Annotated in this window: 14 protein-coding genes and 1 tRNA gene; 9 read left to right on the plus strand and 6 right to left on the minus strand. The window is 58.1% G+C overall.

Going from position 1 to position 15,684, the window contains the following annotated elements; genetic code table 11:
* Positions 1 to 26 precede the first annotated feature (26 nt).
* Positions 27 to 581 carry a peptide deformylase gene (gene def / locus ACOOHD_RS19205; protein WP_420459497.1) on the plus strand — a complete coding sequence of 185 codons (555 nt, stop codon included), beginning with the start codon at positions 27 to 29 and terminating at the stop codon, positions 579 to 581.
* A gap of 98 nt (positions 582 to 679) precedes the next feature.
* Here the strand turns inward: def and ACOOHD_RS19210 are convergent, their stop codons facing one another.
* Positions 680 to 1,072, minus strand: coding sequence for a four helix bundle protein (locus tag ACOOHD_RS19210; RefSeq protein ID WP_420459498.1), 393 nt, complete (start codon positions 1,070 to 1,072; stop codon positions 680 to 682).
* Positions 1,073 to 1,237: 165 nt separating this feature from the next.
* Positions 1,238 to 1,891, minus strand: coding sequence for a viroplasmin family protein (locus tag ACOOHD_RS19215; RefSeq protein ID WP_420459499.1), 654 nt, complete (start codon positions 1,889 to 1,891; stop codon positions 1,238 to 1,240).
* Positions 1,892 to 1,940: 49 nt separating this feature from the next.
* Here ACOOHD_RS19215 and ACOOHD_RS19220 point away from each other — a divergent pair, with 49 nt between their 5' ends.
* The 6 genes from ACOOHD_RS19220 (at position 1,941) to ACOOHD_RS19245 (ending at position 5,458) form a co-directional block, all read left to right on the plus strand.
* Positions 1,941 to 2,735: a TatD family hydrolase gene (locus ACOOHD_RS19220; protein ID WP_420459500.1), complete on the plus strand. Its 795-nt coding sequence runs from the start codon at positions 1,941 to 1,943 to the stop codon at positions 2,733 to 2,735.
* Positions 2,736 to 2,899: 164 nt separating this feature from the next.
* Positions 2,900 to 2,987 (plus strand) — tRNA-Ser (locus ACOOHD_RS19225).
* 80 nt (positions 2,988 to 3,067) lie between these two features.
* A complete protein-coding gene (locus ACOOHD_RS19230) occupies positions 3,068 to 3,796 on the plus strand; it encodes a MotA/TolQ/ExbB proton channel family protein (protein WP_420459501.1) in 729 nt (242 codons plus the stop codon).
* A gap of 27 nt (positions 3,797 to 3,823) precedes the next feature.
* Complete coding sequence (locus ACOOHD_RS19235; RefSeq protein WP_420459502.1) at positions 3,824 to 4,330, plus strand: hypothetical protein; 507 nt, start codon at positions 3,824 to 3,826, stop codon at positions 4,328 to 4,330.
* A 22-nt stretch (positions 4,331 to 4,352) separates the two neighbouring features.
* Positions 4,353 to 4,910: an ExbD/TolR family protein gene (locus ACOOHD_RS19240; protein ID WP_420459503.1), complete on the plus strand. Its 558-nt coding sequence runs from the start codon at positions 4,353 to 4,355 to the stop codon at positions 4,908 to 4,910.
* A gap of 71 nt (positions 4,911 to 4,981) precedes the next feature.
* Positions 4,982 to 5,458 carry an ExbD/TolR family protein gene (locus ACOOHD_RS19245; RefSeq protein ID WP_420459504.1) on the plus strand — a complete coding sequence of 159 codons (477 nt, stop codon included), beginning with the start codon at positions 4,982 to 4,984 and terminating at the stop codon, positions 5,456 to 5,458.
* Between the two features lie 329 nt (positions 5,459 to 5,787).
* On the opposite strand, the gene ACOOHD_RS19250 is transcribed toward ACOOHD_RS19245, so the two are convergent.
* From ACOOHD_RS19250 to ACOOHD_RS19260, 3 genes are all read right to left on the minus strand, one after another.
* Entirely contained in the window at positions 5,788 to 7,083 is a 1,296-nt protein-coding gene (locus ACOOHD_RS19250; RefSeq protein WP_420459505.1) for an MFS transporter, read from the minus strand.
* Positions 7,084 to 7,107: 24 nt separating this feature from the next.
* Entirely contained in the window at positions 7,108 to 7,887 is a 780-nt protein-coding gene (locus tag ACOOHD_RS19255) for a 3-keto-disaccharide hydrolase (protein WP_420459506.1), read from the minus strand.
* A gap of 76 nt (positions 7,888 to 7,963) precedes the next feature.
* Positions 7,964 to 9,076 carry a glycosyltransferase family 4 protein gene (locus tag ACOOHD_RS19260; protein ID WP_420459507.1) on the minus strand — a complete coding sequence of 371 codons (1,113 nt, stop codon included), beginning with the start codon at positions 9,074 to 9,076 and terminating at the stop codon, positions 7,964 to 7,966.
* A gap of 126 nt (positions 9,077 to 9,202) precedes the next feature.
* Between ACOOHD_RS19260 and ACOOHD_RS19265 the strand changes: the two genes are divergently transcribed.
* Both ACOOHD_RS19265 and ACOOHD_RS19270 read left to right on the plus strand, forming a co-directional pair.
* Positions 9,203 to 11,056 carry an ABC transporter ATP-binding protein gene (locus tag ACOOHD_RS19265; protein WP_420459508.1) on the plus strand — a complete coding sequence of 618 codons (1,854 nt, stop codon included), beginning with the start codon at positions 9,203 to 9,205 and terminating at the stop codon, positions 11,054 to 11,056.
* A gap of 52 nt (positions 11,057 to 11,108) precedes the next feature.
* Entirely contained in the window at positions 11,109 to 12,302 is a 1,194-nt protein-coding gene (locus ACOOHD_RS19270) for a Fic family protein (RefSeq protein ID WP_420459509.1), read from the plus strand.
* Positions 12,303 to 12,365: 63 nt separating this feature from the next.
* Here ACOOHD_RS19270 and ACOOHD_RS19275 read toward each other — a convergent pair whose 3' ends face one another.
* The gene (locus ACOOHD_RS19275) at positions 12,366 to 15,548 is read right to left on the minus strand and encodes a PKD domain-containing protein (protein WP_420459510.1); all 3,183 of its coding nucleotides are present in this window, start codon (positions 15,546 to 15,548) and stop codon (positions 12,366 to 12,368) included.
* Between the last annotated feature and the right edge of the window lie 136 nt (positions 15,549 to 15,684).

The raw sequence follows: 15,684 nt of genomic DNA on the forward strand, positions 1-15,684 counted from the left end.
GTGTTAGCCCACCGCAACGAAGCCAGATGATTTTACCGATCTATGCTTATGGCCAGCCCGTACTAAAAAAGGTAGCGGAGCCCATCACGGCCGATTACCCCGACCTCCAGCAGCTCATTGCCGATATGTGGGAGACGATGGAAGAAGCCAATGGCGTGGGCCTGGCCGCCCCGCAGATCGGCCGCAGCATCCGCCTGTTCGTCGTCGATAGCCACCCCATGCAGGAAGAGGGACAGGAGGATCAGGGCATCCGCCAGGTATTCATCAACGCCGAAATTATCGAGGAGGCCGGTGCCGACTGTAGCTACGCCGAGGGCTGTCTGAGCATCCCGGACATCACCGGTGACGTCGACCGCCCCGAACAGATCACCATCGAGTACGAAGACGAGCACTTCGTGACCCACACCTCCACTTTCACCGGCATGAATGCGCGGGTGGTGCAGCATGAGTATGACCACATTGAGGGGGTGCTGTTTACTGACTTGCTCAAGCCACTGAAGAAACGCCTCGTCAAGCGTAAACTTGAGAAGATTCGGAGGGGGGATATTGAGCTGAAGTATCGGATGAAGTTCATTAAATAGACCTCTCTGCGAGAGGGTAGACCCCTCGCTTACGCGTTCGGGGGTAGACCGCTGCGCGGGTAGATGCGGGATAGGTAGGACAGGGGGTTGGTAGAAGGCTATCTTGAATTTTTTGGAGGAGCATTCCAGTTTTTGTAGCGGTGATAGTTGTTAAGCATGTAGGTCAGAAGGCGTCCTACTTCTTCGGACTGAGCAATCCACGCTACATAGTCTTCTCGTTTGATGTATTTGGCGTGTAGCGCGAAGTCAAGCCAGACTTGCGTTTCGTAGTTCTCGGATATAGCGATGGTAAGCTTAGACTGATAGTGTCGCTCGTACTGCCGCACGCCGTATACCTCTGCTAAATTAGCGCACACCGAACGGGAGGAGCGCCGAATTTGGTCGATGAATCCCCACTCGTTACGCGGGAACTGTAGGGTAGCCTTGTGAAGCTGCGTAGCCAGCACAAACCCCTTGCGGTAAGCGGCCAGCGTGCGAAAATGAGAAGCCATTAGGTTTTTGCACAAGAGTACCAACTACTGCTGCCGGCACTCGTAAAGTATTCACATATAACCGAATATATACGAATAGAACCGGCTACCATCTACCCGCGCAGCGGTCTCCCCCCGAACGCGCCAGCGAGGGGTCTACCCCGCGACAGGGGGTCTACATCAGGTCTATTTCCGGCCGAAATCAGCCGGAATCTCTCCCCAAACCTCAGTCCGCCACTTATACACCGGATTCGTCACCACATTCTCCTTCAGCCACGCTTCCGCCTTTTCGATGGTCGCGTAGAGTTCTTCGGTCGTGGCGTTGCGTACCAGCGTTGTCTTACACTTTCCCTTCCTGATCCAGCCCATGGCGATCTTGGAGTCGGTGTAAATTGGCAACTCGGGTTGTTTCTGCTTCTGGAGAAAGGCCAGGGCGTGCACCAAGGCCAGAAACTCGCCAATGTTGTTCGTGCCCAGCGGGAAGGCCCGGTGAAAGATCTGCCGCCTGCCCGACGTGGTGACCCCCTGGTACTCCATCCGTCCGGGGTTACCGGAGCAGGCGGCGTCCACGCTGATACTTTTACCGATGATGGTGTCGGTAGTCGGCACGCTACTTTTGCGGGGCCGCGGGTGCGAAGTGTGTTGAGCAGGCACCCCGATCGCTTGCTGTAGGTAGCTTGCCGCTCCCTTACGGAAAGCCACCTCGGCCTGGGCGCGGGTCGGGAAGGACTTGTACTTTGCCCCCTTGTAGCCATCGATCTGCTGCTTGGCGACCGGCCAGGCGGTGTAGATGCCGGGTTGATGGCCCATCCAGACGACGTAGAACTTTTGCTTGGCCATACCGCGAAGGTAGCCACCTTCGGCAAGGCTTGCTTACTTCCCCCTTACCATGTACATCGACACCCATACCCACCTTTACAGCAGCAGGTTTGACGGCGACCGGGCGGAGGTACTGGCACGTGCCCGGAACGCGGGGGTCACTTTGGCGCTGCTACCGGCCATCGACCGCGGTACCCACGCTGCTATGCTGGAGCTGGAGGCCGCCGAGCCGGACTTTTGCCACGCCATGATCGGGCTCCACCCCGTGAGCGTGGGGGACGATTTTGAGGAGGAGCTGGCCGAGGTACACCGATACCTGCAGTTGCCCCGCAGGTGGGTAGCCATCGGTGAGATTGGCATGGACCTGCACTGGGACACCACCTACCGGCGGCAGCAGGAGGAGGCCTTCGTGCGCCAGTGCGGCTGGGCGAAGGAGTACGGGCTAGCCATTAGTATTCACGCCCGGGAGGCCATCGATCCGCTGCTGGAGCTTCTGAAGGGTATGGGTGAAGGGCGCCCCCGGGGGGTATTCCACTGCTTTACCGGTGAGGTGGCCCAGGCCGAGCGAGCGATTGCGCTGGGGTTTGCGCTGGGGATTGGTGGGGTAGCGACCTTTAAAAATGGGGGACTCGAACCCGTTTTACGGCAGGTACCTAAAAATGCTATCGTACTTGAGACGGATGCGCCCTATCTTGCACCCACTCCCCGGCGGGGAAAGCGCAACGAGACGGCTTACCTGCCCCTAGTGGCGAAAAAGATCGCCGAACTCTGGGAAGTAGGGGAGGAGGAAGTGGCTGCAATCACTACGGCAAACGCCCGCCAACTCTTTGACCTTGACCGGTTTGCGAAAAATGGTGTAGCTTGAGCCGTACCGGGATACGCCATTAAGTCTCTGCTTATTTTGCGACGGGCGGTTAAAAATTTTGTTTTGTTGAACGTTTTTACAATTTTTGCGTCTGTGCCACCGGTTCCTGACCGGCGGCTGACGGCAGGGGCGGCTTAACGAAGTCAGCCCGTCTTACACATCCCGGAGAAGTGCTCGAGTGGTTGAAGAGGTACGCCTGGAAAGCGTATATACGGTAACCCCGTATCGAGGGTTCGAATCCCTTCTTCTCCGCCGCACCTCACGCCAAACGGCGCGAAGTCATCATCTTATTCTTACGCAATCACACAACTACGTTAACCTTAACTACGGCTATGCGACATCTTATTAAACCACTGGCGGTACTCTCGCTGGTCGCCTTCTCCGCAGCGGACCTGGCAGCACAAGACTCCGATGGATTTCAGGTCCTGAAGAAGAACTTCATCGACGGGGACTGGCGCTTCATGGCGATCGTACTGATCTGTCTGATCCTCGGCCTGGCTTTCTGCATCGAGCGTATCATCACGCTCAACCTCGCCTCCACCAATACCGACAAGCTGCTCTCCCGCATCGGAGAACGCCTCGAAGCCGGTGACGTCGAGGGTGCCAAGGAAGTGGCTAAGTCCACCCCCGGCCCCACCGCCAGCGTACTCTACGAAGGCCTCCGTCACAGTGCCGAAGGCCCCGACGCGGTAGAAAAAGCCATCGTGAGCTACGGTTCCGTGCAAATGGGACTGCTGGAGCGTGGCCTAGTGTGGATCTCCCTGTTTATCGCCATTGCTCCCATGCTGGGCTTTATGGGTACGGTAATCGGTATGATCCAGGCCTTTAACCGGATTGAGACGGTAGGTGACCTTAGCCCCGCCGTAGTAGCCGGTGGTATTAAGGTAGCCCTACTGACCACGGTATTCGGACTGGTAGTGGCCATCATCCTCCAGATCCTGTACAATTACATCGTGAACAAGATCGACGGTATCGTCAACCGCATGGAAGATGCCTCCATTGCTCTGGTTGACATCATGGCGACCAACAACACCTTTACCACCACCCGTCCCCGCGTTTAACCGGTCGGCTAATAATCCAATCAACTTATGTATACGTTCTTAAACAAGTACGGTCAGGCATTGGCCTTCGGGATTGGAGTGCTGATCACGGTTATCTTCTTGGCGGCGATCTTCTCTGCGGACGACACTACCCGGGAGCTACTGCTAGCTAACGATAAATCTCCTGAGGCTTACGAGACCGGCATCTTTGATTTCGGCATCACCATTTCGATCATCCTGATTGGACTGGCCTTCCTGGTAGCGATCATCTTTGGAGTCATTCAGATGGCTAGCAACCCAAAGGGCTCGCTTAAGGGCATCGCCGGCTTGGTAGTACTAGTGATTATTGGCTTCGTAGCCTACTCCGTAGCAAGCGGGGAGGCAAACGATCCGGAGATCCAAAACGCAATCACCAAGTTCGAGACTTCTCAGGAGGCCTCCATCACTCCGGGTAACCTGAAATTCATCAGTGCCTCCATCGTGACTGCGCTAGTGATGCTAGCCCTATCTGCCCTCACCCTCGTAGTGTTCGGCATCCGGGGCATCTTTAAATAACTTACGCAAACCGACTACGATCATGGCAAAGACCAAAACGAGAGACCGGATGAATAACGAGATCAACGCAGGTTCGATGGCGGATATCGCCTTCCTGCTGCTGATCTTCTTCCTAGTCACCACTACCATCGCCGAAGACAAGGGCATCCTCGTGAAGTTGCCGCCCTGGTCCGACGAAGAACCCGACATCACGAAGCTCAAGGAGCGTAACGTGTTCTCCGTACTCGTCAATGCGCAAAACCAGCTACTCGTGCGCGAGGAGCCAGCCCGTATCGGTGAGCTACGCGAACGTGCCAAGGAATTCATTACGAATCCCAGCAACCGACCCGATCTGGCCGAGGGACCGAAGAACGCCATCATCTCGCTGAAGAATGACCGCGGTACCGACTACGATACCTACCTAGCCGTCTACAATGAGTTGAAGGGTGCCTACGATGACCTCTGGAATGAGCTTTCGCAGCGTCGCTACGGACAGCCCTACTCCGAGGAGATGCCCTTCGCCCAGCGTAAGGCGATCCGCGACGAGATTCCTATGGTACTCTCCGAGGCCGAACCCACCAACTTCGGTGAGGAGCAGTAAACTGCTGGAGTCACCCACCAAAATCGCCCACGGATTCATCTGTTAGGCAATCACCAACTCAAACAATCCCCATGGCTAAGTTTAGTAAAAAGCGTGGTAAGTCATCGCCCGCGATCTCTACCGCCTCGCTTCCCGATATCATCTTCATGTTGCTCTTCTTCTTCATGATGGTAACGGTGCTGCGGGACTCCGACCTGAAGCTCTCCGTCAATACGCCGGAAGCCACTCAGCTCACCAAACTGGATGAGAAATCGCTGGTCAACTACATCTACGTAGGTCGCCCTACGCAGCAGTACCAGTCTGTCTACGGTACTTCCCCCCGCATTCAACTGGGTGACAAGATCTCCACAGTCGATGATATTCCCCTCTTCCTGGAGCAGCACAAGGTGAAGCTCCCCGAGGCCAAGCGGAGTCGTATCACCTCTTCGCTGCGCGTCGACGGTGAGGTAACCATGGGTATTGTACAGGACGTCAAGACCAAGCTCCGTAAGAGCAACCAGCTCAAGATCAACTACTCCGCCGGTAAGCGTACCGAGGATTTGAACTAGGGCCACTGTATCCAACTCGGATTTCGATCAAGAAAGCCGCTCTTCCCCTGGGAGGAGCGGCTTTTTACATTCCCTCCCCCGTAGTAGTGGCTTTAGCCGTACTACTCCACCTGACGCTAGGCATAGGAAGCGTAATTAGGTAAGGTGTAGGGGATACTACCGCGTAGTAACGCAGAGATGTGCGATAGTGTGCCTCTGCGTTTCTCCGCGCCCTCTGCGGTTCCAACTTACCTAATCCTGAAAGAAGAACGCCCCCTCCAGCCAGGCTGAAGGAGGCGTTTCAAAAAGCTTAGCACCTGCGGCCCCGCCCCATAAAGCGGGGGTTTTACCTACCGTGCGGAGCCCGGTGTAGCCATAGCCTTCGGGTCCAGTACGGCCTCATCCGCGTGTACCTGCGGGCGGTTGCGCATGTAGAAGTACAGCGCGCCGAAGAGGACAATGAGGATGATGGGGAAGTAGATCATGGCCTGTAGGGTCTCACGTCCGGCGATCAGGTCGGCCTCCGCACCCACGGCACCAGCGGCGGTAGCAGCGGCCGTAGCGCTCTCGAGCCAGCCACCGATAACGGGGTTCCAAACCGTCATCGAGAACATGCCGATTCCCCCCATAAGCGACAAGCCCAGGGCACCGACTCCCGGCGTGTACTCACTCACGAAGCCCAGCATGGTGGGCCAGAAGTAGCAGATACCGAGGGCGAAAACGATAGCGGCTACGTAGATCATTGCGCCCGACTGGGTGCTGAGCAGGTAGATGCCGATGGTGGTCAGGATGGAGGAGACCCAGAGGACACCCGCCGGATTGAGATTGTGAATGATGGGGCCGGCAAAAAAGCGGCCGGTAGCCATCAGGCCCGATACCAGGGCGAGTACCAGTAGCGGCTGCGCCCCGGTGGCACCCAGAATCTTCTCCACCCACTGCGTGGTACTGAACTCCGAGGCGGCGGTCAGCGACATACACACGAACATGAAGATGTACAGGGGATTGAGTAGCCCCTTAAGGTTGGCCCCGGTGTCACTGACGATATTCTGCGAGCGGGGAAACTCCTGGCCGAAGATGAGGAGGGCGTAGGCGAGGGTGGGGATAACCATGATCCAGATCAACCCCTGCCAGCCCAGCGCCGCACCGAAGAAGTTGGCGATGAGCGAGCCGATCACGATGCCCCCGGGAAACCACACGTGGAATTTGTTGAGCATCTCGCTCTTCTTATCGGGGTACATATCTACGATCATCGGATTGCAGGCCGCCTCTACGCTACCGTTGGCAAAACCGATGAAAAAGGTGGAAATGATGAGCCCCCAGAAGCCGCCGGCGTAGACGGTGAGCACGAGACCGGCCAGGTGACTCACGAAGGCTAGCCACATCAGGTTCTTCGGGCCTACGTTGTTGTAGATGAGACCGCCGACGATCATCGCCACCGGGAAGCCGAGGAAGGCCATGGAGTTGACCCAGCCGAGCTCGACGTCGTTGATGGCGAAGGTCTCGCCGAGCTCGGTGAGGATACCGGCCCGAATGGCGAAGGTCATCGCCGTGACGATGAGTGAAACACAGGCTGCCAGAAAGAGGCGGTCGCGGTTAGCCGGGACACCGGAAGGCACCTGGTCGGTGGCAATTGGTTCTACGTACATGATCTATTGAGTTTTATGAGGGAATTACTTCGCGTCCAGCTTCCGGATGCGAATGTTGCGGAACCACACCGGGTCGCCGTGGTCCTGCAGGGCAATCTTACCGGAGGTAGACTTACCGAAGTCGGGCATGTCCTTAAATTTGGAGTCGGCAATCATGGCCTCCCAGGGCTCGCCCTCGGCGGTGTAGCTGACCACTTTGGCGCCATTCTGCCACTGTTCTATGTAGCCGTCCTTGACCACCAGGCGGATGCTGTTCCACTCCCCGGCCGGTTTTACGTTCTCCGGCTCGGCGGTGATCATGTCGTAGAGGTCACCCGCCCGGTGGGTGGTGATCTTAGCGTCGGGGTGGCAGCTATTGTCGAGGATCTGCATTTCGGGTCCGGTCTGCCAGGGATAAGCGTTGTCGGCGGATTCAACGATGTTGTAGACGAGGCCGCTGTTGCCGCACTCGCCGATCTTCCATTCGAGCTCGAGCTCGTAGTCGTCGTAGCTGTCGTTGGTGACCAGATCGCCGCCTCCCTCGACGCCGTGCTCCCCCTTGGTGCTGGTGTCGAGGTAGAGCACGCCGTCGCCATCAATTTTCCAGGCCGTGCCCGGGGCGTCCTCGCCGTATTTGTGCCAGGCAGCGAGGGTACCGTCGGCCAGTAGATCGGTCCACTCGCCGTCACCCTGAATGACGACGTCCTCCTCGGTAGTCATTTGTTCTTCGGGGGTGGCCATGGCATCGGCGCGGGTAGCGTTATTACCGCCACAGGCGAAAAGAAGGAAGGGTAAGCCCAGTAGGGAGAAGAGTTTGCGTTGCATGAATCTTGGTTTGTCGTGGTAAGGTAGAAAGCTACGGTAAATATGCGAAACTGGAAGTGCGCCGCCCGCAACCTGGCTACCGCGTCATCACCCGGCGGTAGGCGGCGGCAAGCTCCCGGGCTGACTGCTCCGCCCGGTAGTGCTTGGTGATAAAGGCGGCCCCGGCCGGCCCCAGGCGCCCGCGCAGGGCGGGGTCGTCCACCAGACGAAGGATGGCGTTGACCAGGGCATCCTCATCCCGAGCCGGTACGATCAGGGCCGTCTCGCCGTTGATGCCCAGTCCCTTATTTCCCCCGATGTCGGTCATGATCGTGGGGCGGCCCAAAAACATACTCTCCAGGAGCACCTTGCTGAGGCCCTCCCCCTTTACGCTCGGCAGCAGACTGATGTCGGCCCCGGCCAGCAGCTCCAGCGCATCCTCGCGGTAGCCCGTGAAGGTGAAGTCCTCCGCCTCGTGGTAGGGGCTATCGGCCAGGTCCACCGGCAGCTCCGTGTCCTCCAGCCCCCGGCCCACGAACAGAAAGTGGAGGGGTAGCTCGGCGGGCAACCGGCGAATGGCGGTGCCGAGGTACTCCATGCCCTTCATCTGCCGGGCGTTGGCCAGCACCATGATGACGAGCCGGTCTGCGGGAATACCGAAGGCAGCGTGTAGGTCCGTAGGCTCGATGGCAGCATACCAGGCCGGATCGTGCCCCTTGCCCACCACCACGGTCTTGGACGAATCGAAGAACCACTGGGCGTCGATGCTGTCCTTCACCGCCCGGCTCACGCAGGTGATTAGGTCGACCCGCGGGTGCAGGTGCTGGGTGTAGGCTGTCGGATCCCACCAGTGGATGTTGCCGGTGTAGCCGCGGTAGGTGACCACCTTGCCGGCCCACCCCTTGGCGGCCCGTATGCCGGCGGCGATGGCCTTGTTGTTGAACAGATGTAGGATATCGTAGTCTCCCTCGTCGAGTTCCTGGCGAATGCGGTCCCGATCCGCCCGCCCAAATTTTGAGCCGGGATGCCAGTCGATGATGCGGATACCGGCGGCCTCAAGTTCTTCCAGGTAGTTAGCTCCCTCCCGGTGGGTCATCAGGGTGATCCGGTAGCCGTGGTGGCGTACCAGCTCTACGAACAGCCGGCCTTCGGGGCGTACGGCATTGAGGCTGTCGCGGTAGTCGGATACGACGAGTACGGAATAGCCCATCTATGCTAGTAGCCAGTTCCCGTTCGCGACTGTATATGTCGCCGGATCGTTTAGAGCCATGGCACGAAGGTAGAGCCGCCAATCCTAAATGGTATTCGGTACATTGTAAATGGTAAATTTGTCCCTATGCATTCCTTCCGCCGCCTGCTCGGCTATATGGCGAATTACCGCGGGCTGGTCGCCCTGGCCATAATCTGCAACGTACTTACGGCGGTGTTCACGGTGGTGTCGATCCCGATCTTCCAGCCCTTCTTCAACATCCTGTTCGAGCAGACGGAGCCGGTCACCACCCCGCCCGGTAGCGTCACCTCCCTCGCTGAGCTGGAGCAATATGGTGGGTATAAAGTCACGCAGTGGATCACGGAGCTGGGGCGGGAGACGGCGCTACTCTACGTCTGTGGCCTCATCCTACTTTCCTTTCTACTCAAAAACGTATTCCGCTACCTCGCCCTGTTTTTCATGGCTCCGGTACGCAACGGCATCATCCGCGATTTGCGCAACGAGCTCTACACCCACCTGCTGCACCTGCCCCTGGGCTATTTTACCGAGGAGCGCAAGGGTAACCTGCTGAGCCGTATTACGGGCGACGTGCAGGAGGTAGAAAGCAGCATTCTGAATGTACTGGAGGCCATCTTCCGCGAGCCCCTCATCATCGTTGGGGCGCTGGGCTTCATGATCCTGGTCAGTCCCTCGCTCACCCTATTCGTGTTCGGGCTCATGATCTTCACCGGGGTAGTCATCGGCGGTATCGGTAAGGCCCTCAAGCGTAGCAGCGGGGCGGTACAGGAGACGCTCGGCGATATCGTCAGCCGTACGGAGGAGAGCCTGGGGGGACTGCGCATCATCAAATCATTCGGGGCAGAGGACTACCAGAGTCAGCGCTTCGCCGAGCTCAACGACACCTACCGGCAGCGGCTCACCCGGCTGTTGTGGCGGCGCGACCTGTCGAGTCCGCTCACCGAGTTTTTGGGTATCGCCACGGTGGCGGTGCTGCTACTTTACGGTTCACGCCAGGTCTTTGGCGGCAGCATGGAGGCGGGTACCTTCATCACCTTCATTTTTGCCTTCTACATGGTCATTGATCCGGCCAAGAACTTCTCGAAGGCCTGGTACAACGTGCAGAAAGGACTGGGGGCACTCGAACGCGTGGAAGCGGTCCTCGCCGTAGAAAATCCGCTCTCACGTGTAGCGTCGGCTTCAGTCGGCCAGCTGCCAACCACGTCTGGCGGGGCCCCGATAGCTATCGGGGGTGCAAGGGGAATCGAATTCAGCGACGTCAGCTTCGCCTACACCACGGATGGCCCGCAGGTACTACACCATATCAACTTTCACATTCCTCCCGGGAAAGTCCTGGCGCTCGTAGGTGGAAGTGGAGGAGGCAAGAGTACGGTAGCCGACCTACTGCCGCGCTTCTACGATCCGACCGAAGGGTCCATCAAGCTCGACGGTCGGGACCTGCGCGAGTATGATTTGGTCGAACTACGCGCGCGCTTCGGCATCGTCAGTCAGGAGGCCATCCTCTTTAACGATACCATCTACAACAACATCGTCTTCGGTATGAGGGGCATGACACCCGAACGGGTGGAGGAAGCCGCTCGCGTAGCCAATGCCCATGACTTTATAACCGCTACCCCAGCCGGCTACCAGACCAACATCGGGGACCGGGGCACTAAGCTCAGTGGCGGACAACGCCAGCGGCTCACCATTGCCCGGGCCGTACTGCGGGACCCTGACGTTCTAATTCTGGATGAGGCTACCTCCGCGCTGGACAGTGAATCCGAGCGGCTGGTGCAGGAGGCGCTACAGCGGTTGATGGCGGGGCGTACCGCTTTGGTGATCGCTCACCGGTTGAGTACCATCCAGCACGCCGATCAGATCATCGTGCTGCATCGGGGTCGGATTGTGGAGCGGGGCACCCATCGGGAATTGCTAGAGCGGGGTGGGGCGTACCGGAAGTTGGTAGAGTTGCAGGAGGTATAAAGGTTTCGTTGAGAGGAAACCTTTAGCAGGATAGTTGCGTTTGGAGGTAACTATGAATGTATCTATCCCCGAGCAGAACGCCGCGGCCGAGCGCATGAACGCAGCCGTCATTAACGAAGTGAAATCCTACCTGAATCAGCAGGGACTAACGCAGACTCAATTGGCCGAGCGCCTCGGTGTAAGCAAGGGCCAGGTGAGTCGGCTGCTGAATGCGCCGGGCAACACCAAGCTCTCCACGATTGTCGGTTTGGCCGCAGCCATTGGCAAGGAGCCCATGCTAGTGTTTACCGATGGCATCCGCGAGGCCTACCGACTACCCGAACGTAGCCCCGGGGAGCTAAATGAAGATAAGCAACCCTACGGGAGTGGCAGACTGGCGAACATCGACTGGAACGTCCTGAATTCTCTCCCCCTACTTGCCCAGGCAACTGCCATGAAGGAGGACATTGACAGCCGCCGGCCCTTCAGCCGTAACATGGAGGAGCACGTACTACAGCAAACCCTGCGAATTTGGAATTATAACTCTAATGCTATCGAGGGAAATAAGCTTACTTACGGGGAGACGCTAACGCTCTTACTCTACGGCATTACGGCGGACGGCAAGCCACTACGAGACCACTTAGATATCATCGGGCACCAGGATGCAGTGGAGGTAATGCTAGATATGGTGAAGGGGGTTAGATCATTAAGGCAAACCGACGTTCGTCAGCTACACCAAATCATGCTCAAGCAAGATTATCCCCAGCACGCGGTAACTCCTGATGGGCGCCGGGTGTTCCGCACCATTCACGTAGGAACTTACAAGCGGGAACCGAACCATGTAGTGACCTTCACGGGCGATAAGCACTACTATGCGGAACCTAGTGCTGTTCCAGGCTTGATGCGGGAGTTACTGGACTGGTACGTTGCAGTAGAAGAAGGCTCTTTACATCCCCTAGTTCAGGCTAGTGTATTACACCATGAGTTTGTTGCTATCCACCCGTTTGATGATGGAAACGGACGTATAGGCCGTATACTGATGAATTTTGTCCTTATGCGTGGGGGCTATCCTCCTGCGGTTATTCCCGTTACCAAGCGTCGAGAGTACTATGAATCTCTGATGGCCGCCGACGCCGGAGATTACATTCCTTTAACTGAGTACATCGGTCAGCGACTCATAAGCGCTTTAGACATTCAACTCGCCACCGCCCGCGGCGAAGACATTGGCGGCTCGAAGTGGGATACACCGGATGATGACCCGCGGTAAAAAACGGGTGAGCGCCCGAAGACACCCACCCGCTTCCTCTAAAGTCACTGGCAGCTTGCCGGCCTACCGTACGATCAGCTTCCGGTCCAGTCGCGATTCACTACCAATGAGTCGGACCAGGTAAGCTCCGGGTGACAGGTGAAGCGCCGCTACATCCAGCAGCAGACTACCCGCATCCGCCGCCGCACGCCGCTCGGTGAGCAAACGCCCGGTAAGATCAGTAAGGAGTAGGCGAACCTCGCCGCCGTCAAACCCGGTCCAATCGATCCGGACCTCCCCGACGGTCGGGTTGGGATAGAGCGCCAGCTCGGCCTCCGCAAGGGACAAATCGACTTGCTGCGGGGCGAGCGCAGGGCGACTGCTTGGAGTAGTGCTGGCTGCTGCACCGCCAACCTCAATGGTGTGATCAGCCATCACCGTTCTGCTACCGCCGCAGCCGTCACTCACGGTCACGGTCACCTGGTAGCTACCGGGCGCAAAGTAGCGGTGCTGAGCATCAGCGCGGTTGGTCAGTTGCTTGACGGACATGGCCTCGGTCACCCCGTCGCCCCAGTCGATGGTGGCCGTATGGTCGTCCTGGTCATCGTGGTCGGTATAGTACGTGTAAGCCTTCAGTATCTGCCCGATGGCCTGGGTAGTAGTGGGCACAGCGATGCTATCGATGATGGGTCGGTGATTGACGGCCCCACACTTTTGCACCTCGATCCGGTGGCGGGCTACTTCGGTATCCGTATTGCCACAACTGTCCGTCAGCGTGACGGTGACCGTGTAGGTTCCGATCGCGGAGTAACGGTGCTGAGCATCAGCGCGGTTGGTTAGCTGCTTGACGGACATGGCTTCGGTGACTCCATCGCCCCAGTCGATCATCGCCAAGTGGTGGTCGTCGTCATCGGCGTCCGTATAGTCTACGTACGCCTTCAAAATCTGGTTGATCGCCTGTACGGTGGTCGGTACTTCTATATCGGTAATTTCCGGTGCCGGGCTGGCTGGTCCGCAGCCGGTCACTACGATAAGGCGGTCTGCTCTCCCGGTTACCTCACCCCCACAACCATCGCGTAGGGTTACGGTCACCTGGTAGCTGCCCGGTGCAAAGTAGCGGTGCTGGGCGTCGGTACGGTTGGCTAGTTGTTTGACCAACATCGCCTCGCTGACGCCGTCACCCCAGTCAATCGTGGCCGTGTGGTCGTCCTGATCACTGGCGTCAGTGTAGTCTACGAAGGCCTTGAGAATCTGCCCGACCGCCTGCACGGTGGTCGGTACCTCAATGTCTACGATCACCGGAGGGGAAGCTGGATCGAGCCCCACGATCACATCAGCCATCGTAGCTATACAGTTTAGGTCGCCATCGTCATCAACCGTTACGGTATAGGTGCCTGCGGGTACGGTGCCGAACCGGCCGGTGGAATTACGATCGGAGATAGGGCCATCAATGAAGTAAGTGACGCTGCCCAGTACCCCCGCCGCCCTGACGGTGATGGTGCCATCATCTTCCCCGGCACAGCTGGCTCCGGTGGTATTAACCGATGCGATGGAGATTTGACATTCGCCGCCGCCTCCACCGCCCACTACGAGCTGGAAGGTCTGGGTGGGGATCCCTCCCGCATTGTGGTGGTGGTGAATGTCGTGCACCTGCAACTCGATGGTGTAAGTACCCACGTCACCGACGGCCGGGACTCCCGACAAACTACCCGTGCCATCACCGTTGTCGGCCAGCGTCAGCCAGGAGGGAATGTTAACAGGAATGAGCTCGAGCGAGTCGCCGTAGGGCAGGTCGGTATCCATAGCCGTGATCTGGTAAATGTAGGCTAGGGTTGCCGTCGCGCTGGTCACGGGCGTACTGGTGAACTCCGGATTGGTATTCACCAGGACGGAAACCTCGTGGGTAGCTCGTTCTCCGGCCAAGTCCTCGGCGGTAAATACGACGTGCTGGTGGCCCCAGTCGGCGGCATCCGGCATCCAGTCGAACACGGTGCTGCTCGGATTAGCCGCCGGCGTAGGGAGCGAAGGTGTGAGGGTAGCTCCCAAGCTGGTGAAGTCAGTGCCGCTATCCTTCTCCTGCGCGGAAATAATCTGTACTCGGTCCGTGGAGTCGGCATCCGACGCCTGGACGGTAAAACTGAGGTTATCTCCCGGAGCCACTACCTGGTGCACGGCCGTGGCCGGCGTGGGTGGAATATCAAACATGGGCCGCTGGGATACGACGATGGATACCGCGGTAGAAGTTTGATTATTGATATTGTCCGTAGCGGTGATACTGATCACGTTCGTACCCTGGTCCGCCCCGGTGGGCGTCCAGTTGAAGGTGCTCTCCACGATGGCCGCCGTGATGGGGAGTTCGGGGCTGAAGGTAGCACCCCGCGGTACGCCGATCGCGTTCAGTGTAACGGTACTACCGGGATCAATATCACTGGCTCGTACCGTGAAGGTCACCGCCTCGCCCGGTCGGGCAAAGATTACGGAATTATCCGCGGGCGTCACGGTATAATCGAAACTCGGCGGCGTGGAGGGGGGCACTACGCGCACGAAAAAGTCCACCATAGTAGCAGACTTTACATTACCCGATCCGTCGAGATCCTCGACGATCACGGGTACGGCAAAGAGGGCTCCGGCGGATCTACCACTAAGGTCTACGGTAATCTGACCCTGGGGCGTGACGGACAGGGAAGTGAGGTTGATTCCTTGGAATTCCCCGGCCACGGGCAGTCGATACCGGAGCGGATCACCATCCGGATCGGTGGCAGGTAGTTGAAAGGTCGTAGATGCACCCTCCGGCACGTTGACGATCGGGTTGATGGCCGTCACCGGAGAGTCATTGCCCTGCATCCCGGGGGAGAGGTCCACCGTGTTTTGTACGTACCAGTTACCACTGGCATTAGTAATACCGCCGATACGACAGCAGCCGGTGAATGAGGGCACGTAAGCCTCCGCGCTGGGGTAGGTATGGGATATGGTCGTTTCCCCGAAGAACCAGCCATCTACGGGATTCACGGCGGTTACGGTAAGAACGATGCGCTCGACGGTGCCGTCCCCGAAGCGGAGGTCGTCGACGTACACCTCCGTACCCAGCGCGGGGGTAGAACCGAAGAAGAAGCCAGTGCGCCAGGCCTGTTGCACCTTAAACTCTACGGAGGTGCCGCTGAGGTGTCGCCAGCTCATGGAGCCGTAGCGAAAGTGACTGGCCTGTAGCGAAGCCGTAAAGCAAAGCAGACCGAATAGAAGTAAAAAAGGACGTAATGCGTGATTCATAATGCGGTATTTATTGGGTGAATGAATTGGGTGAATAGAGCACTACCCCCTGGCACGGGCGTGCAGGAGTAGCGTGGTGGCGTGAAATCGGCTGAATGGGGAGATATCTGACCCTCTATTCCCGGCCAGGTGATAT

The organism is Neolewinella sp. (genome assembly GCF_965214665.1).
Classification (GTDB): Bacteria; Bacteroidota; Bacteroidia; order Chitinophagales; family Saprospiraceae; genus Neolewinella.